This is a genomic window from Brevundimonas sp. T2-11, assembly GCF_055397675.1.
This window is the reverse complement of the sequence record NZ_AP027920.1, coordinates 2,561,395-2,579,164: the sequence shown is the minus strand read 5'-3', so window position 1 is coordinate 2,579,164 and position 17,770 is coordinate 2,561,395. Positions and strand designations below refer to the sequence as shown.

The following is a 17,770-nucleotide window of genomic DNA, read 5'->3' as shown; positions in this document are numbered from 1 at the left end:
CCATGACCGAAGTCACCTCCAACGTCGCCGGCGCCGACCGCGAACTGATCGCCTTCCGCATCGGCGAGCAGGAATTCTGCGTCGACATCATGAACGTCCGCGAGATTCGCGGCTGGACCCCGGCGACCCCGCTGCCGCGCTCGCCCTCCTACATGAAGGGCGTGATCAACCTGCGCGGGATCGTCCTGCCGATCATCGACCTGGGCGCCCGCTTCGGCCTGAAAACCGCCGAGCCGACCGCCCGCCACGTCATCATGGTGGCCCATATCGGCAACCGACTGGTCGGTCTGCTGGTCGACGCCGTGTCGGACATCGTGCAGCTGACGGACTCGACCATCCAGCCGACGCCCGACGTCGCCAGCGATCACGTGAAGACCTTCGTCAAGGGCATCTTCGCCGTCGAGGGCGGCCGCATGATCAGCCTGATCGACCTGGAGCACGTCCTGCCGGCCGAAAGCGAAGTCGAAGCCGCATGACCACCGCCTCCGGGCGGGCGTCCCTGGTGGAAGGCGAGTTCGTCTTCACCGCCGAGGACTTCCGCCACATCGCCCAGACCCTGCACGCCCACGCCGGCATCGCCCTGAGCGAGGGCAAGGCCGCCCTGGTCTATTCGCGCCTGGCCAAGCGCCTGCGCCTGCTGGGGCTGCGCAGTTTCCGCGACTACTGCGCCCTGATCGAGGGCGTGGAGGGCGTCGACGAGCGTCAGGCCATGACGGCGGCCCTGACCACCAACGTCACCCGCTTCTACCGCGAGCCGCACCACTTCGATCACCTGCGCGACCACGTCATGCCGGAGCTGGCGGCGCGGGCGCGGGCGGGCGGGCGCGTGCGCCTGTGGTCGGCGGCCTGTTCCAACGGACAGGAGCCCTATTCCATGGCCCTGACCGTGCTGGACGTCCTGCCGGAAGCCGCCGATCTGGACGTGCGCATCCTGGCCACCGACATCGATCCCAACATGGTGGCCGAGGGGGCGGCGGGCGTCTATTCCGAGGAGCTGCTGTCGCCGGTCCCGGCCTCGGGCCGCAAGCATTTCGAGCCCGTCGCGGGTCGTCCCGGCCTGTTCAGCGCCGACGCGACCCTGCGGCGTCTGGTGTCCTTCCGCGAACTGAACCTGATCGGCGACTGGCCCATGCGCGGCAAGTTCGACGTCATCTTCTGCCGCAACGTGGTCATCTATTTCGATGACGCGACCCAGGAAATGGTCTGGAGCCGCTTCACCCCGATGATGACGCCCGGCGCCACCCTCTACATCGGTCATTCCGAGCGCGTCAGCGGCCCGGCGACCAGCCAGCTTCAGACCTGCGGCCTGACCGCCTACAAGCTGGCGGGCCGGGCATGAGCCAGAACCCGGTCCGCGTCCTGATCGTCGACGACAGCGCCACCATGCGCAGCCTGATCAGCGCCGTCCTGCGCCGCGATCCCGAGATTTCGGTGGTCGGCACGGCGGCTGACCCGCTGGAAGCCCGCGCGGCGATCAAGGAGCTGAATCCCGACGTCATCACCCTGGACGTCGAGATGCCCAATATGAACGGGCTGGAGTTCCTCGAGAAGATCATGCGCCTGCGGCCCATGCCCGTGGTCATGGTCTCGACCCTGACCCAGGCGGGGACCGACGTGACCCTGGCGGCGCTGGAAGTCGGCGCCGTGGACGCTGTGGCCAAGCCCGCGCCGGGCGTTCCGGCCCAGGAAGCCTTCGCCGACCTGGCCGACAAGGTGAAGATCGCCGCCCGATCCCGGGTCCGTCCGCTGGAGACGCGTGAAGCGCGCGCGGTGGACGGGGCCTATCGAGCCGATCCCAACCACATCCTGGCCATCGGCGCCTCGACCGGCGGGGTCGAGGCCCTGCTGAACATCCTGACGGCCTTCCCCGCCAACTGCCCGGCGACGGTGGTGACGCAGCACATGCCCGCCACCTTCACCAGGAGCTTCGCGGCCCGTCTGGACAAGGCGTCCGGCGCCACGGTCACCGAGGCCGTCGACGGCGCCCCCCTGGCGCCCGGTCACGTCTACATCGCCCCGGGCGGCGAGAAGCACCTGGAGGTGTCCGGCGGGCGCTGCCGTCTGGTCGCCGCCGATACGGTCAACGGCCACCGTCCTTCTGTGGACGTCCTGTTCAACTCGGTCGCCCGTCTGGGGCGGCCCATGACCGGGGTCATCCTGACGGGCATGGGCAAGGACGGCGCCAAGGGCCTGCTGGCCATGCGTCAGGCCGGCGCCCGCACCCTGGGCCAGGACGAAGCCTCCAGCGTCGTCTACGGCATGCCGCGCGCCGCCTTCGAGCTGGGCGCCGTGGAGCGCCAGCTGTCTCTGCCCCGTCTCGCCCCCGCCATTCTCGACCTGTGCGCCGCCGGCGCCCACGCCTCAAAGCCTGTCGCGTAAGGACTACCCGTATGCCTGCCGCCTCCGCCCTCAATGTCCTGGTCGTCGACGATCAACTGACCATGCGTTCCCTGATCCGCAACAGTCTGCAGCAGATCGGCGTGCGCGAGATATCAGAAGCCGCCGACGGCGAACTGGCCCTGCGCTCCATCATCACCAAGCCGGTTCACCTGGTCATTTCCGACTTCAACATGCCGAACCTGGACGGCCTGGGCCTGCTGCGCGCCATTCGCGCCCACCCGCCGACCTCCAAGACGGCCTTCATCATGCTGACCGGCCGCGCCGACCGTGAACTGGTGCAGCGCGCCGTGCAGTTCGGCGTGAACAACTATCTGGTCAAACCCTTCACCACCGCCCAGCTGAAAGACAAGCTGGAAGGCGTGTTCGGCCCGCTGACATGATCCGCGCGGGCGACCAGCACATGATGGAACGGCGGGTCCACGTCGGTCAGGGCGAGCACTATGTGACGTCTGATCCCGATGTCGTGCTCTCGACCGTGCTCGGCAGCTGCGTCGCCATGTGCCTGCGCGATCCCGTGGCCGGGGTCGGGGGCATGAACCACTTCCTGCTGCCCGAAGGCGCGGGGGCGGGGACCGACGCGGGGCGTCGCTACGGCGCCTACGCCATGGAACTGCTGATCAACGACGTGCTGAAGGCCGGCGGGCGACGCGACCGTCTGGAAGCCAAGCTGTTCGGCGGCGGCCGCATGTTCGACTCGCTGAAGGACGTGGGAACCTCCAACGCCGACTTCGCCGAGCGTTTTCTGGCCGACGAGGGCATCCCCGTCGTCGGCGCCAGCCTCAGGGGCGCCGGGGGGCGTCGACTGCATTACTGGCCGGTGACCGGTCGGGCGCTGCAACGCGCGGTCACGGATGCGGTCGCCCCGCGCCCGACGCCGCCCCCGCCGCCGCCCGTCGATTCCGGTGCGCTGGAGTTGTTCTGATGAGCGATTACGACACCAAGGGCCTGCTGACGGCGGTCGCCGCCGAACTGGCCGACATCCGCGCGGGCGTGGACGAGGCCGGCGGCCTGGTCTCCGAACTGCTGCGCCTGGCCCCGCCCGAGCAGCGCCTGACCTATCTGACCCGCATGCAGGCCTTTGACGTCCTGAGCCAGCGCGTGGACGCCCTGTCGGGTCTGGCCGGCGCCCTGGCCGCCGATCAGCCGATGGACACGGCCCTGGCCGCCCTGCCTCTGGCCGAAATGGCCGACCGCCTGCGTGAACTGTCCTTCCGCGTGAAGCCGGCGACCTCGGCGTCCGCGCCTGCCGCCGTCTCCGGCGACCTGCTGCTGTTCGACTGATGAGCGCCGCCGAACGCGTCAATCTGGAGCAGTCGACCGTCCTGCTGATCGACGACAATCCGCAGGCGCTGGACATGCTCAGCTCTGTCTTCCAGGGCTTCGGCGTCAAGGAGCAGATCAAGTGCGCCTCGGCGACCGAGGGCGTGCGCGTCATCCAGAACCGCGCCGTCGACCTGATCGTCATCGACTGCGCCGATCCCGAGATGGACAGCTACGCCTTCGCGCGCTGGCTGCGGCGCGAGACCCCGGCGCCCCTGCGCTTCATTCCTGTGATCCTGCTGACCGGCCACGCCTCCCAGGCCAAGGTGCAGGAAGGTCGCGATTGCGGCGTCAGCTTCGTGGTCACCAAGCCGCTGACCCCGGCGGTCCTGCTGCGCCGCATCCTGTGGCTGGCGGGCGACGAGCGCGAGTTCGTCGAGAGCGAGAACTATGTCGGACCCGACCGCCGCGTGCGCAACTTCGGCCCGCCGCTTGGCATGGCCGGACGCCGCAAGGACGATCTGTCCGCTCACGTCGGCGCCGCCGTCGAGGAGAATATGGACCAGTCCGATATCGACATGCTGATGAAGCCCCAAAGGGTCGCCCTGTGAGCACCGCCAAGTGACCGAAGCCCGTACCCTGAAGATCAAGACCACCCTGGCGCGTCAGATGGCCCAGCCGGGCGGCCGCACTGTCGCCGACATCGAGCGTCGCGCCAACGAGCGGCTGGAGCGGCACCGCGAAGACGTCATGATCACCGTCGCCGGGACCGTCACCGAGCTGGAACTGGTCGCCGCCGCCGCCGCGCCCGGCAGCGAGCCGCAGGTCTACAGCCTGGCTTCGAACCTGCTGGCGACAGCAGGCTTCTTCGATACCGGGCCGCTGTATGAGGCGGGCTACAGCCTGTGCGACGTGGCCGACCGGATGCAGACCAGCGGCGCCTGGAGCTGGCCCACGGTCGCCGTCCACGTCCAGGCCATGCGCCTGATCTTGACTGGCGGCTGCAAGGCCGACGCCACCAGCGACGCCCTTCTGCTGGGTCTGCGATCCGTGGCGGCGAAGGCGCGGCAGGATACATAATCCCTTCTCCCTCAAGGGGAGAAGGATTTACTGGCCGTACCGCGCAATCCCCAGATCCGCCGTCTCGATGTCCGGGGTCTGGCCGCTGACGATGTCGGCGATGACGCGGGCCGAGCCGCAGGCCATGGTCCAGCCCAGCGTCCCGTGGCCGGTGTTCAGGAACAGGTTGTCGAACTTCGTCTTGCCGATGACCGGGGTCCCGTCCGGCGTCATTGGGCGCAGGCCGGACCAGTAGGTCGCCGCCTTCAGATCGCCCGCGCCGGGGAAGAGCGAACCCACCGAATGCTCCAGCGTGTTGCGGCGCTGTTCCGGCAGGACGTTGTTGTAGCCCGAGATCTCGGCCATGCCGCCGACGCGGATGCGGTCGCCCAGACGCGTGATGGCTACCTTGTAGCTCTCGTCCATGATGGTCGAGACGGGGGCGGCGGGCTCGTTCACGATCGGGGCGGTGATCGAATAGCCCTTCACCGGATAGACCGGCAGGGTCAGGCCCAGCGGCTTGACCATCTGCGGCGAATGGCTGCCCAGGGCCAGGACATAGGCGTCGGCCGTGATCACGCCCTTGTCGGTCTGGACGCCCGAGATGCGGCCCTTGTCGGTGACCAGAGCCTTGATGGCGGTGTCGTAGAGGAAGGTCACGCCTTGCCCCGCCGCCACCTCGCCCAGCGCATTGGTGAACTTGAAGCAGTCGCCGGTCTCGTCTTTCGGCAGACGCAGGCCGCCGACGAACAGGTCGCGCGTGGCCTTCAGCCCCGGCTCGGCGGCGATGCAGCCGTCCTGATCCAGAACCTCGAACGGCACGCCGCCCTGACGCAGGACCTCGGTGTCCTTGTAGATGCCGTCCAGCTGCTTCTGCGTGCGGAACAGCTGCAGGGTGCCCTGGGTGCGGTGGTCGTATTGCAGGTCCAGCTCGGCGTTCAGGGCGGTCTGGATCTCCTGGCTGTATTCAGCCAGACGCACCATCCGCGCCTTGTTCAGGGCATAGCGGGCCGAGGTGCAGTTGCGCAGCAGGGCCAGAAGCCAGCGCACGGTCGCCACGTTCATGTGGGGCTGCAGGATCAGCGGGGCGTGGCGCATGAACAGCCACTTGACCGCCTTGGCCGGAATGCCGGGCGCGGCCCAGGGCGAGGAATAGCCGGGCGACAGTTCGCCGGCGTTGGCGAAGCTGGTCTCCAGCGCCGGGCCGCTCTGGCGGTCGATCACCGTGACCTCATGCCCGGCCTTGGCCAGATAGTGGGCCGTCGTCACCCCGATGACGCCGGCGCCCAGGACTGCGATCTTCATGGTCTTGACCTTACGCGAAGTTCCCCGCGCCAGTTCCCTAGACCAGTTTTTGCGTTTGTCGAGCGCCGCCGGAACGTGTGCGCTGCACCATGTGTGTTTGTTGAAACAGTTCGGCCCGGATCACGCTGATCCGGGCCGATTATTTGCTCATTTTATGAAGCGCGCCTCCACCGGGGCGTAGCGATCCCAGACCGCCTTGTCCGCCAGCGAACGCAGCAGCTTCAGGTATTCGGCGTGGGTCCAGGCCAGGGGCGTGGCCGAGTTGGTGCCTTCGCCCATGGCCTCCTGGTGCGCGGTCGGAGCGCCGACCCCGTCCCAGACCTGTTCGGGCAGCAGCAGGCCCGCGTTGGCGAAGCGCTCCATGCCGCGCACATAGGTCTGGCGGATGGCGCTCAGCGAAGCCTCGTCGGCGGTCCCGGCCTGAAGGGCGCGGGCCAGTTCATAATGACCGCGTTCACCGGTGAAGAAGGGCCAGACCCGGCCGCGCTGGCCCGGCGCCATGATCCCGCCGACGCCGTAGCCCTTGCCGTCCGAGACGTCCTCGCCATAGCCGTCGACGCCGTAGCGGCGCCAGCCGGGCGTGGTGTCGCCCGCCGGTCCGAAGTCGTAGCGGACGCGGTACATGTCCTCGCGCGCCGTGTCGTCGTACTCGCCCAGGGTCGCCACGACATGGTCGTCATCGGCCGCCCGCACGCCATAGCGGACCAGCTCCAGGAAGCCGCCGTCGATCACGTGGTCCTCGGGGGGCGCGATCTGGCCGTTGGCCTCGCCGATGGGGGCCTTGTCGTTCGGATTGTTGTTGCGGGTGATGCGGACGTAGTAGCGCCCGTCGCCGAAGTCGCCATTCGTGGTGAACATGCCGGCCTCGATCTGACCGGCATAGCGATCGGCGGCGGCCTGATAACGGGCGGCGCCCGGGGCGTCGCCTGCGGCCCGCGCCATCTCGGCGGCCACCGTCAGGCCGGCCACCACGGCGGCGGTGCTGGAGGGGGAATAGCCCTGCTGCTCCTCCCAGCGCTCCTGCTGGGTGAAGGGCGGGCGGATCTCGTTCTGGTTCCAGTCGATGTCCACCTGACCGCCGTCGACCAGGAAGTCGGCCGCGGGCTTCAGCATCTTAGCATACATCTCGGCCATGTCGGCGTCGGACAGCCAGCCCATGGTCCACAGGCGATGGCCCAGCATGATGGGCATGGCCGTCTGGTCCAGCTGGACCGCCATCCACTCCAGCGTGCCGTCGACATGGGTCTTCTGCAGGAACCAGCCGCCGTCGCCCTTGTTGCCCGGCGTGTCCGGCCCGACCTGGACCTGGGGCAGGTAGTGGAAGGCCGCCAGGGGCGTCTCCTTGTCGCCCAGGGCGGCGAAGGCCATGGCCACCTGATAGAAGTCGCGCGGCCAGACCGCCTTGTATCCGGTCGAGGGCTTCGACGCGTCCACCGTGTCGCCCCAGGGGTTGGACAGCGAAGCGATCAGGGCGCCGGCGTGGGTGTGGTCCTCCAGCGACTTGATCATCAGGGCCGAGGCGTAGGCCAGCTTGCCGCCGTCGGTGGATTGCGCCGCCACGCGCGGCAGCTCGCTCAGGGAGGCGACATAGTCCTCCCAGCCCACCCGCTCGCCCTCGCCGTTGAAGCGCTTCAGCACTTCGTCGAGGCCTGTAGCGAAGGCGGCGTCGGCTTGAGCTTCAGCGGCGGCGCGGCTGTCGCCGAAACCGATAACGAAGTCGCGGCTCAGGCTCTGGCCCTGTTCCAGACGCGGCAGGGCGCCGGTCAGCATGATGTTGCCGCCCGCGTCGCCCGTGGTCGAATAGGCGGGCAGGGCGCCGCCCTTCAGCCCGGTCAGGCCGTCCGATGCGCCCATGAAGCCGACGCTGGCGGCCTCGAACGGGGCGCCGGGTCGCAAGGCCAGATGGACGGTTCCTTCGTGGGCGTAGAGGCCGGTCGCCGACGCCTCGCCCCGGTCGTCCACGCCGGTATTGGCCATGTGCGGCTCCAGCAGGACATAGGGGGTCACGCCGTCCTTCAGCGCCCGCACGGTGACGCGCAGGATCAGGGCCTGACCGTCCGGATCGGTGAAGACCTGCTTGTCGATGGCGAAACGCCCGGCCTTGTCCGTGGTGGTGACGCGATAGGCGGGCGACAGGGGGCGACCCTGTGCGTCCTTGTGCAGGTAGTCGATGGTGAAGTCGGTGTCCGCGCCCTCGACGGCCAGACCGCTGTCGGTGGCGACCGCCAGGCGCAGCTGCTTGATCTGGGCCTCGTGGATCAGGCCGTACATGGTTTCGGTCAGCACCCCGTCTGCGATGGAGAACCAGACCTTCGACACCGTTCCCGTAGGCCCGCCATCACGATAGGCGCCGTCGACATAGGCCTCGTAGGCCGTGCCCGCGCCGACCTTGGCGGCATAGGCCCAGGTCGGGGCCTCGCCCGGCGCGCCCGGCGCCGTTTGAGCGTTTGCGGCGCCGGTCAGGACGGAGGCGGCGGCGCCGGCGAGGATCAGGCTCTTGAAAACACGCATGGGAAAATCTCTCACTCAGGCAGGCGTCAGCAGGAATTTCAGCGGCACGTCGAGGCGGCCGTTCCACGACGCCTCATTGTGTTGTGCGCCTGGGAACAGAAGGGTCTGGAAGTCACGCGGGCCGTAGCCGCGCTCGCGGAAGACGGCGTCGATGCGACTCTGGAAGACGGCGTAGAACTGATCCAGCGTCTCGTCGCCGCGATCGAAGTAGAAGCGGTGCGACCCCGGCGCGGGCAGGCCGTTCGCCACCACGCGGGTCCAGGCCCCGACCACCTTGTCGCGCCAGACGGCGAGGGCCGCCGGGTCGTCCAGACCGTCGATGCGCAGCGGCCAGTGGGTCGACAGGCAGGCGGCGCTTCCGAAGACCTCGGGGTGCTTCATCACCGCATAGAGCGAGATCAGGCCGCCCATGCTGGAGCCGCTGATCAGGGTGTCGGCCGGCCCGGTCAGGGTGCGATAGGTCTGGTCAACGAAGGGCTTCAGCTCCTCGACCATGAAGCGCAGGTATTGGTCCGACAGGGGCGCGCCCCCATAGATGGCCTGAACATCGTCGCGGACCTCGGCCGGGAGGGCGCTTATCAGGTCGGCGGGGACATATTCGCGCAAGCGAAGCGGCGTGTTCCATATCCCCACCACGATCGGGGCGCGGACCTGACCCTTGGCGATCAGCCGGCCCAGATGCTCGTCCACGCCCCACTCGCCGAAATTGGCTTTCGACGCGTCGAACAGGTTCTGGCCGTCGTGCATGTAGAGGACGGGATGGCGGCCTGACCCCGCCTCATAGCCGGGCGGCAGCCAGACGGTGACGTTGCGCGGCTGGACGTGGGCGGAGGCGAAGTCCGGGTGTTCGACCAGCCTTCCATCCACCGGGACGTCCGCCATCGCCTTGCCTGCGAAGGGCAAGGCGGCCAGCAGGCCCAGCGCCGTGCGGCGCGAGAGGTTCATGCCTTGTGCTCGCGCACGAACAGGGCCGAGACGGCGGCGATGAAGAAGCTGACCCCGCCGATGATCAGGGCGTAGACCGCCTCACCCGCGAACAGGTGCTTCAGGATGAGGCCCAGGATGGTCGCAGCCAGCAGCTGGGGCACGACGATGAAGATGTTGAAGACGCCCATGTAGACGCCCATCTTCCGCCCCGGCAGGGCGCCCGCCAGGATGGCGTAGGGCATGGACAGGATCGAGGCCCAGGCGAAGCCCACCCCGATCATCGGCAGCCACAACAGGGCCGGATCGCGGATCATGGCGACGCCGATCAGGCCGAGACCGCCCAGCACCAGATTGATAGCGTGGGCGCCGCGCCGACCCGTCCGTCGGGCGACGACCGGGATCAGGAAGGCGGCCAGCGCCGCCACCCCGTTATAGACCCCGAACAGCACTCCCACCCAGTCGGCCCCGGCGTTGTAGGCCGCGCTGGTCGGATCGGAGGAGCCATAGTGGACCGCAGTCACCGTGGCGGTGGTGTAGATCCACATCGAGAACAGGGCGAACCAGCTGAAGAACTGGACCACGGCCAGACCCTTCATGGTGTCGGGCATGGCGAAGACGTCGTCGAGGATCTCTGTCAGGCCGTTGGTCTGCGCCGCCCGGCGGAAGGCTGAGACAGCCAACTGCAGGGCGCCAAAGACGGCCAAAGCCCCGGCCAGGATATAGAGCTCCTTTTCCCATCCAGCGGTGAAGACCACGGCGGCGACCGCCGCGCCCAGGCCCAGGAAGGTCAGGCCGCCGAGGCCATAGAGGCCGGCGCCGCGCTCCGGCGAGGTGGGGGCCGGATCGTTCTCGGTCACGCCGTCGAAGGCGGCGATCTCGGCGGGGCTGTATTCCTTCGTGGTGAAGACGGTCCACAGCACCGTGGCCAGCAGGCCCGCCGCCCCGACGTAGAAGGCGATCTTCACCGACAGGGGCACCGCCCCCTCCGCCGCCATCGAGGCGACGTGGAAGACGTTCGACAGCAGCCACGGGAGGACCGAGGCGAAGACCGCGCCCGTGCCGATGAAGAAGCTCTGCATCGCATAGCCGGCGGTGCGTTGCTCCTCGGGCAGGTTGTCGCCGACGAAGGCGCGGAACGGCTCCATGGTGATGTTGATCGAGGCGTCCATGATCCACAGCATGGCCGCCGCGAACCACAACGTCGGGCTGTTCGGCATCAGCACAAGCGCCGCCGAGGTCAGCAGGGCCCCGAACAGGAAGTAGGGCCGACGACGGCCCAGCCGCCCCCAGGTCTTGTCGCTGAAATGGCCGATGATCGGCTGGACCAGCAGGCCCGTCACCGGCGCGGCGATCCACAGGATGGCCAGGCTGTCGATCTCGGCGCCCAGGGTCTGGAAGATGCGGCTGGTGTTGGCGTTCTGCAGACCAAAGCCGATCTGGATGCCGAAGAAGCCGACGCACATGTTCCAGATCGCCCACATCGACAGACGAGGTCGGGGCAGTTTCGGACGCGTGGCGCGCGGCGTCCGGCCTTCAGCGGACAGGGCGTCTTTCATCGGCGCGACTTCCTTCCCAGCGGCACGAAGCGGATGGCCTGACCGCCGCCGGAGGCCAGGTTGAGCGTCAGGGTATCAGTGGACGTCACCTCGCGCTGCTCGATGACGATGTCCTCGCGCTTGCCGCGATAATCGGCGTCGGGGCCGTCGCGATAGATCTCCGCGCGATAACGGCGACCGGCGTCGAGGAAGCTCAGCGCGGCGCTCAGGCTGCGCGGATGTTCGTCCGAAACGGCGCCCAGGGCCCAGACGTCGGAATGGCGATCCTTGCGGGCGATGACGACGAAGTCGCCGATCTCGCCGGCCAGAACCTTCGTCTCGGCCCAGTCGACCGGCACGTCCTTGATGAACTGGAAGGGCGCGGGGTTGGCCTCGTAGTGGACCAGCAGGTCCGCCGCCATCTGGATCGGGCTGTAGATGACGACATAGAGGGCCAGCTGCTTGGCCCAGGTGGTCTGGATGCCGCCGGGGCTGCGCGTCTCCATGCCGAAGATGCCGGGCGTATAGTCCATCGGCCCGGCCAGCAGGCGGGTGAAGACCAGATTGGCCTCGTGCTCGGGCGGGTTGCCCGGCTGGCCCCAGGCGCTGAACTCCATGCCCCGCGCGCCTTCGCGGCTGATCATGTTGGGGTATGTGCGGCGCAGGCCAGTGTCCTTGAACGGCTCATGGGCGTTGACCGCGACCTGATGTTTCGCCGCCGTCTCGATGACGCGCATGTGGTGCTGGGCCATGGGTTGGCTCTCATGCCAGACCATGACGGCGCGACCGTCGGGACCGGCCACGCGCGCCCCGCCCGCATCGGCGACATAGCCGGTCTTCACCGAATGCATGCCCAGTCGCTGATACAGGGCCATGGCCGGTTCGAGCTGCTGCTCATAGTGGAAGGCGTTGCCGCCCGTCTCGTGGTGGCCGATCAGCTGCACGCCCCTGGCCCGGCCGTGCGCCGTCACCCGCTCGATGTCGAAGTCGGGATAGGCCTCGGTGAAGCTGAAGTCCGAGCCGTTGGCGAACCAGTCGCCGTCCCAGCCCTTGTTCCAGCCCTCGACCAGCACCCCGCCGAAGCCGTGTTCGGCGGCGAAGTCGATGTGCTTGATGGCGTTCTCGGTGGTGGCGCCGTGTTTCGGGCCCGAGCCCCAGGACTTCAGCTCCAGATGCATCTCCCACCAGACGCCGAGGTATTTCATCGGCTTGAACCAGCTGACGTCGCCCAGCTTGTTGGGCTCGTTCAGGTTCAGGATCAGGCTGGATTCCACCAGGCCGGCGGCGCTGTCGCTGATCTGCAGGGTCCGCCACGGGGTGTGGAAGGGGGCCTCGCGCACCACGGCGGCGTTGGTCAGGCCGGGCGTCAGCTGGGCGCGGAACTTCAGTCCCTCGGCGCGGCGCAGGTTCATGCCCGCATAGTCGATCAGGGCCGCCTCGTGGATGGAGACGTGCAGGCCGCTGTCGCCGCGCACCGTCATCGGCGTCTGGGCGCTGCCGACCGCGTCAATGCGGGTGCGGTTGTAGAGGTATTCTTCGCGGTTCCATTCCCAGGCCGGAATCCACCAGGCCTCGCCGTCCTCGGACAGGTTGAACTCGGTCAGTTCGGCGCCGATGCGGACGGTCTTCAGCCCGTCCTGCTCGGGGAATTCGTAGCGGAAGCCCAGACCGTCGTCATAGAGGCGGCAGACCACGTCGAAGCGACGGCGCAGACCCGCCTTCTCGGTGAAGGTGACCCGCCATTCGTTGTAGTGGTTGCGCACATAGCGGCGCTCGCCCCAGGGCTGCTCCCAGGTCTCGTCCACCGTGACGGGGGCGCCCGCCGTCAGGGTCATGTTGCGCTCCAGCATGGGGGCGTCGGTCAGCAGGAAGCCCAGCCATGAGGTGTCCACGACCTTCCTGCCCAGACGGCTGACCGCATAGGTCGGACGCCCGTCGTTGTCGGTGGCCATCTCGATCGTCAGCACCCCGCCCGGCGACGAGGCGCGCACGGCGTTCGAGGTCGTCTGCGCCGCAACCGGCGCGCCGAAGGCGAGAGCGGAGACGGTCCCGAGGGCGAGGAATGACCGGCGTTTCAACATAATCACGTCCTGTTACGAAGGCTCTTGCCAGACGCCGTTTGACGGGCGCATGAAAGAGCAAGATTTGCAGCAAATTTTGCAGCGACTGATTCCGGAGCCCGCGACCCTTGAGCCGCAAGTCCACGCGACTGGAAGACCTGGCCCAGCTGGCGGGGGTGTCGATCTCCACGGCGTCGCGCGCCCTGAACGACCACCCGGCGGTCAATGACCGGACCAAGCAGCTGATCTGGAAGCTGGCGCGCGAGCACGACTATCCGTTCCGCCGCTACATGCCCGCCGGACCCATCGGCGCCGAGGCGACCATCGCCCTGGTCGTGCCGCGTCCGCAGGGGCGCGAGGGGCGTCTCAGCGACCCCTTCTTCCTCGAGCTTCTGGCCGGGGTGGGCGAGGCGGCGCGCGAACGCGGCTGCGATCTGATCATGAGCCATCTGGCCCCGGCGACCTATGAGGACGTGGCCGCCGCCATGACCACCAGCCGCGCCGACGGCGTCATCTTCCTGGGCCAGAGCACCCTGCACGCCGCCTTCAACCGTCTGGTCGAGACCGAGGCGCGTTTTGTCGTCTGGGGCGCCGAACTGCCGGATCAGCTCTACTGCTCGATCGGCTCGGACAACATCAACGGCGGGCGTCGGGCGACCCTGCATCTGGCGCGGTTGGGGCGAAAGCGCATCGTCTTCCTTGGCGACCTCGATCCGCCCGAGGCCATGCAGCGCCATCGCGGTTATCTGGACGCCCTCGCCAGCGCGGGCCTGCCGGTCGATCCGGCCCTGATCGTGGACGCCCACTTCGAGGTCGAGTCCGCCGAGGCCTCGGTCGAATCCCTGATCCGCCGCGGCGTGGATTTTGACGGCGTGGTCTGCGCCAGCGACCAGATCGCCCTGGGCGCCGTGCGCGCCCTGATCCACGCCGGTCGCAGCGTGCCGGGCGACGTCTCGGTCATCGGCTTCGATAACGTGCCCTTCAGCCGCTACTCCAGCCCGGCCCTCAGCACCATCGCCCAGGATACGATGAAGGCCGGCCGCCTGATGGTGTCCAAGCTGCTGGACCACGGCGGCGACGCCGCCGGCCGCTCGGAGCGCGTGCCCACCGACCTTATCGTGCGCGAGAGCTGCGGCGGCTGATCCCACCTCAGCCCGCCTCTTTGCGCAGCAGGACGCCGCCCAGCGGCGGCAGGGCGCCCGCCTCGCCGAGGTTCACGCTGTCGATGACGGCGTAGCCCGCAGGCGCGGTCCATTCTTGGGCCTCATGCCCCAGATTGAAGGCCGCCAGCAGGGCCTCGCCGCCGCCTTCGCGGGTGAAGGTCAGCACAGGCTCGGTGGTCAGCACCTCGATCTCGCCGACGCGCAGGGCCGCATGGGCGCGACGCAGGGTCAGGATGCGGCGCGTGGCGTTCAGCATCGACTTCGGATCGGCGTTCTGGACGTCGACCGCCATCGCCGGGTGGCGCGCGTCCACCGGCAGCCACGGCTCGACGGTCGAGAAGCCGGCGAAGGGGGCGTCGGCCGTCCACGGCATCGGCGTGCGGGCGCCGTCGCGGCCCAGGGTTTGCGGCCAGTTGGCGATGGCCTCGGGATCGACCAGACGCTCGAACGGCACCTGCCCTTGAGGCAGGCCCAGCTCCTCGCCGTAATAGACGAAGACATTGCCGCGCAGGCTGACCAGCAGCAGCATCAGCATCTCGGCCAGCTGACGTTCGTTGCGGCCCTCGGCCCAGCGCGAGATGGCGCGCGGCGCGTCATGGTTGGAGAAGGTCCAGGACGGCCAGCCCTCGCCCTGAGCGCCGGGCCACATGGCCGCGCCCGTCTTCACCAGGTCGGCGAACATCCGCTCGGCGTAGAGGTAGAGGAAACCGTAGGCGCTGTGCAGGTGACGGTCGTCGGCCGTGTATTCCTTCATCTCGCGGTCGGCGTGGTCGCCGCCGACCTCGGCCACGGTGAAGCGCCCGTCGCCATAGGAGTCGGTCAGCGCCCGCACCCGCTCCAGGAAGAGGGCGATGTCGGGGTGGGACTGGTTGTAGATCTTGTCCTGGAAGTCGAAGGGCCGGGTCCGCTTGCCGCCCGCCGGGAAGGCCGGATTGTCCTTCAGCGACGGGTCGTTGATCATGAAGTTGATGGCGTCCAGGCGGAAGCCGTCCACTCCGCGATCCAGCCAGAAACGACCTGCGGCCAGCAGGGCGTCCTGCACCGCCGGATGGCGGCCGTTCAGCTGCGGCTGCTCGGGCAGGAAGTTGTGCTGGTAATACTGGCCGCGCCGCGCGTCCCAGGTCCAGCCCGGCCCGCCGAAGACGGACTGCCAGTTGTTGGGCGGCGAGCCGTCGGCCTTGGCGTCGGCCCAGACATACCAGTCGGCATGGGGGTTGGCGCGGTCCTGACGGCTGGCCTTGAACCACTCATGCTGGTCCGAGGTGTGCGACCAGACCTGATCGACGATGACCTTCAGCCCCAGGCCGTGCGCCTTCTCCACCAGCCGGTCGAAGTCGGCCAGGGTCCCGAACACCGGATCGACGTCGCAATAGTCGGCGACGTCATAGCCGAAGTCCTTCATCGGCGAGGTGTAGAAGGGCGAGATCCACACCGCGTCCACGCCCAGGGAGGCCACATGATCCAGATGGGCCGTGATGCCGTTCAGATCGCCGACGCCGTCGCCGTTGCTGTCGGCGAAGCTGCGCGGATAGACCTGATAGACGACGGCGCCGCGCCACCATTCCTGGTGGGCCTGCTCCGGAGAGGGGACGACGGGGAGGGTCGCAAGGGTCACTGGGCGGGGCCTTCGGAAACGCAGATCATGTAGTCGAGCGGCGGCACGGTCACGCGGACCACGCCCGGCGCGGCGGAAGCTGTGGGGCAGGACCCGCGCGATGCGGTCCAGCGGGTCGAGGCGGCGTCGACCACGACATTGGCGCTCAGCGGTTCGGTCCCGGTGTTGAACACCACCAGGGTCTCGCCGGCCTGATCGGGCAGGGCGCGGGTGATGGCGAACAGGCCGGGCGCTTCGGCGGCGGCGCGCACCGTCTGCGCGCCGCGACGCAGGGCCGGATCTGCGGCGCGCAGGCGGGCCATTTCGCTGATGGCGCGATAGAGCGGGGCCTCGCGGTCGTAAGCGTCGCGCAGGCCGCCGATGCGCTGCTCGGTGCGATAGGTCTCGACCTGACCGTTCCACATGTCCTGGCGTCCGCCGCCATAGCCGCCGCCGCCCGCGAAGCCCTGTTCATCGCCGTAGTAGAGGGTGGGCACGCCGCGGCTGAACATCATCAGGGCGTGGGCCAGGGTGGTGCGGGCCAGCAGTTCGTCATCCGACGCCTGCGGATGGGCCTTCAGCACGAAACCGCCGATGCGCCCCATGTCGTGATTGCCCAGGAAGGTCGGCAGCTGCAGCGCAGCCTCGGCGCCCCCTTCATAGAGGGCGTCGGCGGCGAACAGCTGGGCCAGGGCGTCCGGGGCCTTGGCACCGTTGGCCACGTCCGTGGCGACCGACTGGAAGGCGAAATCGAGCACGGCGGGCAGTTTGTCGACCCGCGTGTGCCGGGCCAGGGCCGCCGGGTCGTGGTCATAGACCTCGCCGAAGATGTGGAAGTTGGGAATGCCGCGCGCCCGGGCCCGCTCCATCATGGCCGGGACGAAGGCCTGCCAGAACTCGGGGTTCACATGCTTGGCGGTGTCGATGCGGAAACCGTCGATGCCGTAGTCGTCGATCCAGTCGCCGAAGATCTCGATCATGCCCTGAACCACGCGCGGGTTCTCGGTGAACAGGTCGTCCAGACCGGCGAAGTCGCCGTGGGTCGAGCTCTCGCCCCGGAAGGTCGAGTCGCCGCGGTTGTGGTAGAGCAGGGGATCGTTCAGCCAGGCCGGGACCTTCACCGTCTCTTCGCCGGCCGGGATGTAGGGCGTGTAGGCCCAGGTCGGATCGGTCAGCCGTGCGAAGTCAGACGCATCTCCGTCGCCGCGGAAGCCGTCGTTGATCGCCGCCCCGTCCATGCCGCCGCGACGGGTCCAGGGATAGTCGGCGACCGAGCGATAGGCGCAGTCATTGGCCGGGCATTCGCGATACTGGATCACGTCGGCCGTGTGGTTGGTGACGATGTCCAGATAGACCTTCATGCCGCGCGCATGGGCCGCCTCGACCAGGGCCTTCATCGTCTCCGGCTCGCCGAAGTGAGGGTCGGGGCGGGTGAAATCTGTGATCCAGTAGCCGTGGAAGCCCGCCATGGGCCGGCCGACCGTGGGCTGCACCGGCTTGTTCTTGAAGACGGGGGCCAGCCAGATGGCGGTGGCGCCCAGGCCCTGCAGATAGTCCAGCTTCTGGATCACCCCGGCCAGATCGCCGCCGTGATAGAATTCGGGGCTGGACGGATCGAAGCCGCTGACCAGTCGGTCGGGCGCATAGCCGCCGTGGTCGTTGGCGGCGTCGCCGTTGGCGAACCGGTCAGGCAGCAGGAAGTAGATGACCTCGTCCTGGGGCGGGCGCTGGCGCATGGCCTCCACGGTCGAGGCGGCGGGCGTCTGGGTCGCTGTTTGGGCCGTGGCGGCTCCGGCGGCCAGCAGGCTCAGTCCGGACACGGCTCCGAGCAGAGCGTTCCAGCGGCGTGGCGTCCTGGGCATTGGCGGCCCTCCCTGTCCTGTCCTTCCGATACGATGCCGGAAAGATCGATTTGCAAGTTTTTGCAGCGACGGGCGGGCCTGTCAACTGCGCCGT

The 17,770-nt window shown here is 68.5% G+C and carries 16 protein-coding genes; 9 read left to right on the top strand and 7 right to left on the bottom strand.

Annotated features, from left to right (window positions below; all coding sequences use genetic code 11):
- The first annotated feature begins 2 nt into the window (after positions 1–2).
- The 8 genes from ACZ5XO_RS12615 to ACZ5XO_RS12580 are packed head-to-tail and all read left to right on the top strand — an operon-like array spanning position 3 to position 4,740.
- Complete coding sequence (locus ACZ5XO_RS12615) at positions 3–476, top strand: chemotaxis protein CheW (protein WP_464162683.1); 474 nt, start codon at positions 3–5, stop codon at positions 474–476.
- Positions 473–1,339 carry a CheR family methyltransferase gene (locus ACZ5XO_RS12610; RefSeq protein ID WP_464162682.1) on the top strand — a complete coding sequence of 289 codons (867 nt, stop codon included), beginning with the start codon at positions 473–475 and terminating at the stop codon, positions 1,337–1,339. Before ACZ5XO_RS12615 ends, ACZ5XO_RS12610 begins: the two co-directional genes overlap by 4 nt.
- Positions 1,336–2,379 (top strand): protein-glutamate methylesterase/protein-glutamine glutaminase, encoded by a 1,044-nt coding sequence (locus ACZ5XO_RS12605; RefSeq protein ID WP_464162681.1) that lies wholly within the window; start codon positions 1,336–1,338, stop codon positions 2,377–2,379. Before ACZ5XO_RS12610 ends, ACZ5XO_RS12605 begins: the two co-directional genes overlap by 4 nt.
- An 11-nt stretch (positions 2,380–2,390) precedes the next feature.
- The gene (locus ACZ5XO_RS12600; protein ID WP_431565929.1) at positions 2,391–2,780 is read left to right on the top strand and encodes a response regulator; all 390 of its coding nucleotides are present in this window, start codon (positions 2,391–2,393) and stop codon (positions 2,778–2,780) included.
- The gene (locus ACZ5XO_RS12595; protein WP_464162680.1) at positions 2,777–3,322 is read left to right on the top strand and encodes a chemotaxis protein CheD; all 546 of its coding nucleotides are present in this window, start codon (positions 2,777–2,779) and stop codon (positions 3,320–3,322) included. The genes ACZ5XO_RS12600 and ACZ5XO_RS12595 overlap by 4 nt, the downstream gene beginning before the upstream one ends.
- Positions 3,322–3,681, top strand: a complete 360-nt coding sequence (locus tag ACZ5XO_RS12590) for a hypothetical protein (protein ID WP_464162679.1) — start codon at positions 3,322–3,324, stop codon at positions 3,679–3,681. Before ACZ5XO_RS12595 ends, ACZ5XO_RS12590 begins: the two co-directional genes overlap by 1 nt.
- Entirely contained in the window at positions 3,681–4,271 is a 591-nt protein-coding gene (locus tag ACZ5XO_RS12585) for a response regulator (protein WP_464162678.1), read from the top strand. Before ACZ5XO_RS12590 ends, ACZ5XO_RS12585 begins: the two co-directional genes overlap by 1 nt.
- Before the next feature lie 10 nt (positions 4,272–4,281).
- Positions 4,282–4,740: a chemotaxis protein CheE gene (locus ACZ5XO_RS12580; RefSeq protein WP_464162677.1), complete on the top strand. Its 459-nt coding sequence runs from the start codon at positions 4,282–4,284 to the stop codon at positions 4,738–4,740.
- Between the two features lie 27 nt (positions 4,741–4,767).
- Here the strand turns inward: ACZ5XO_RS12580 and ACZ5XO_RS12575 are convergent, their stop codons facing one another.
- The 5 genes from ACZ5XO_RS12575 to ACZ5XO_RS12555 all read right to left on the bottom strand — a co-directional run bounded on the left by ACZ5XO_RS12575 (position 4,768) and on the right by ACZ5XO_RS12555 (position 13,078).
- Positions 4,768–6,024: a D-amino acid dehydrogenase gene (locus ACZ5XO_RS12575; protein WP_464162676.1), complete on the bottom strand. Its 1,257-nt coding sequence runs from the start codon at positions 6,022–6,024 to the stop codon at positions 4,768–4,770.
- 147 nt (positions 6,025–6,171) lie between these two features.
- Positions 6,172–8,535: a glucan 1,4-alpha-glucosidase gene (locus ACZ5XO_RS12570; protein WP_464162675.1), complete on the bottom strand. Its 2,364-nt coding sequence runs from the start codon at positions 8,533–8,535 to the stop codon at positions 6,172–6,174.
- A gap of 15 nt (positions 8,536–8,550) precedes the next feature.
- Positions 8,551–9,480: an alpha/beta hydrolase gene (locus ACZ5XO_RS12565; protein ID WP_464162674.1), complete on the bottom strand. Its 930-nt coding sequence runs from the start codon at positions 9,478–9,480 to the stop codon at positions 8,551–8,553.
- Positions 9,477–11,018: an MFS transporter gene (locus ACZ5XO_RS12560; RefSeq protein WP_464162673.1), complete on the bottom strand. Its 1,542-nt coding sequence runs from the start codon at positions 11,016–11,018 to the stop codon at positions 9,477–9,479. Before ACZ5XO_RS12560 ends, ACZ5XO_RS12565 begins: the two co-directional genes overlap by 4 nt.
- Entirely contained in the window at positions 11,015–13,078 is a 2,064-nt protein-coding gene (locus ACZ5XO_RS12555; RefSeq protein ID WP_464162672.1) for a glycoside hydrolase family 97 protein, read from the bottom strand. Before ACZ5XO_RS12555 ends, ACZ5XO_RS12560 begins: the two co-directional genes overlap by 4 nt.
- A gap of 107 nt (positions 13,079–13,185) precedes the next feature.
- Between ACZ5XO_RS12555 and ACZ5XO_RS12550 the strand changes: the two genes are divergently transcribed.
- On the top strand, positions 13,186–14,199 hold the full coding sequence (locus ACZ5XO_RS12550; RefSeq protein WP_312065354.1) for a LacI family DNA-binding transcriptional regulator: 1,014 nt from the start codon (positions 13,186–13,188) through the stop codon (positions 14,197–14,199).
- 7 nt (positions 14,200–14,206) lie between these two features.
- Here the strand turns inward: ACZ5XO_RS12550 and ACZ5XO_RS12545 are convergent, their stop codons facing one another.
- Both ACZ5XO_RS12545 and ACZ5XO_RS12540 read right to left on the bottom strand, forming a co-directional pair.
- Positions 14,207–15,835, bottom strand: a complete 1,629-nt coding sequence (locus ACZ5XO_RS12545; RefSeq protein ID WP_464162671.1) for an alpha-glucosidase — start codon at positions 15,833–15,835, stop codon at positions 14,207–14,209.
- A complete protein-coding gene (locus ACZ5XO_RS12540; RefSeq protein WP_464162670.1) occupies positions 15,832–17,676 on the bottom strand; it encodes an alpha-amylase family glycosyl hydrolase in 1,845 nt (614 codons plus the stop codon). The genes ACZ5XO_RS12545 and ACZ5XO_RS12540 overlap by 4 nt, the downstream gene beginning before the upstream one ends.
- Between the last annotated feature and the right edge of the window lie 94 nt (positions 17,677–17,770).

Excerpts from the sequence above, each read along its gene's own strand:
- ACZ5XO_RS12575 (WP_464162676.1), bottom strand. The coding sequence starts at position 6,024 with ATGAAGATCGCAGTCCTGGGCGCCGGCGTCATCGGGGTGACGACGGCC.
- ACZ5XO_RS12540 (WP_464162670.1), bottom strand. The coding sequence starts at position 17,676 with ATGCCCAGGACGCCACGCCGCTGGAACGCTCTGCTCGGAGCCGTGTCC.
- ACZ5XO_RS12560 (WP_464162673.1), bottom strand. The coding sequence starts at position 11,018 with ATGAAAGACGCCCTGTCCGCTGAAGGCCGGACGCCGCGCGCCACGCGT.
- ACZ5XO_RS12585 (WP_464162678.1), top strand. The coding sequence starts at position 3,681 with ATGAGCGCCGCCGAACGCGTCAATCTGGAGCAGTCGACCGTCCTGCTG.
- ACZ5XO_RS12565 (WP_464162674.1), bottom strand. The coding sequence starts at position 9,480 with ATGAACCTCTCGCGCCGCACGGCGCTGGGCCTGCTGGCCGCCTTGCCC.
- ACZ5XO_RS12605 (WP_464162681.1), top strand. The coding sequence starts at position 1,336 with ATGAGCCAGAACCCGGTCCGCGTCCTGATCGTCGACGACAGCGCCACC.
- ACZ5XO_RS12600 (WP_431565929.1), top strand. The coding sequence starts at position 2,391 with ATGCCTGCCGCCTCCGCCCTCAATGTCCTGGTCGTCGACGATCAACTG.
- ACZ5XO_RS12615 (WP_464162683.1), top strand. The coding sequence starts at position 3 with ATGACCGAAGTCACCTCCAACGTCGCCGGCGCCGACCGCGAACTGATC.
- ACZ5XO_RS12610 (WP_464162682.1), top strand. The coding sequence starts at position 473 with ATGACCACCGCCTCCGGGCGGGCGTCCCTGGTGGAAGGCGAGTTCGTC.
- ACZ5XO_RS12590 (WP_464162679.1), top strand. The coding sequence starts at position 3,322 with ATGAGCGATTACGACACCAAGGGCCTGCTGACGGCGGTCGCCGCCGAA.
- ACZ5XO_RS12595 (WP_464162680.1), top strand. The coding sequence starts at position 2,777 with ATGATCCGCGCGGGCGACCAGCACATGATGGAACGGCGGGTCCACGTC.
- ACZ5XO_RS12555 (WP_464162672.1), bottom strand. The coding sequence starts at position 13,078 with ATGTTGAAACGCCGGTCATTCCTCGCCCTCGGGACCGTCTCCGCTCTC.
- ACZ5XO_RS12570 (WP_464162675.1), bottom strand. The coding sequence starts at position 8,535 with ATGCGTGTTTTCAAGAGCCTGATCCTCGCCGGCGCCGCCGCCTCCGTC.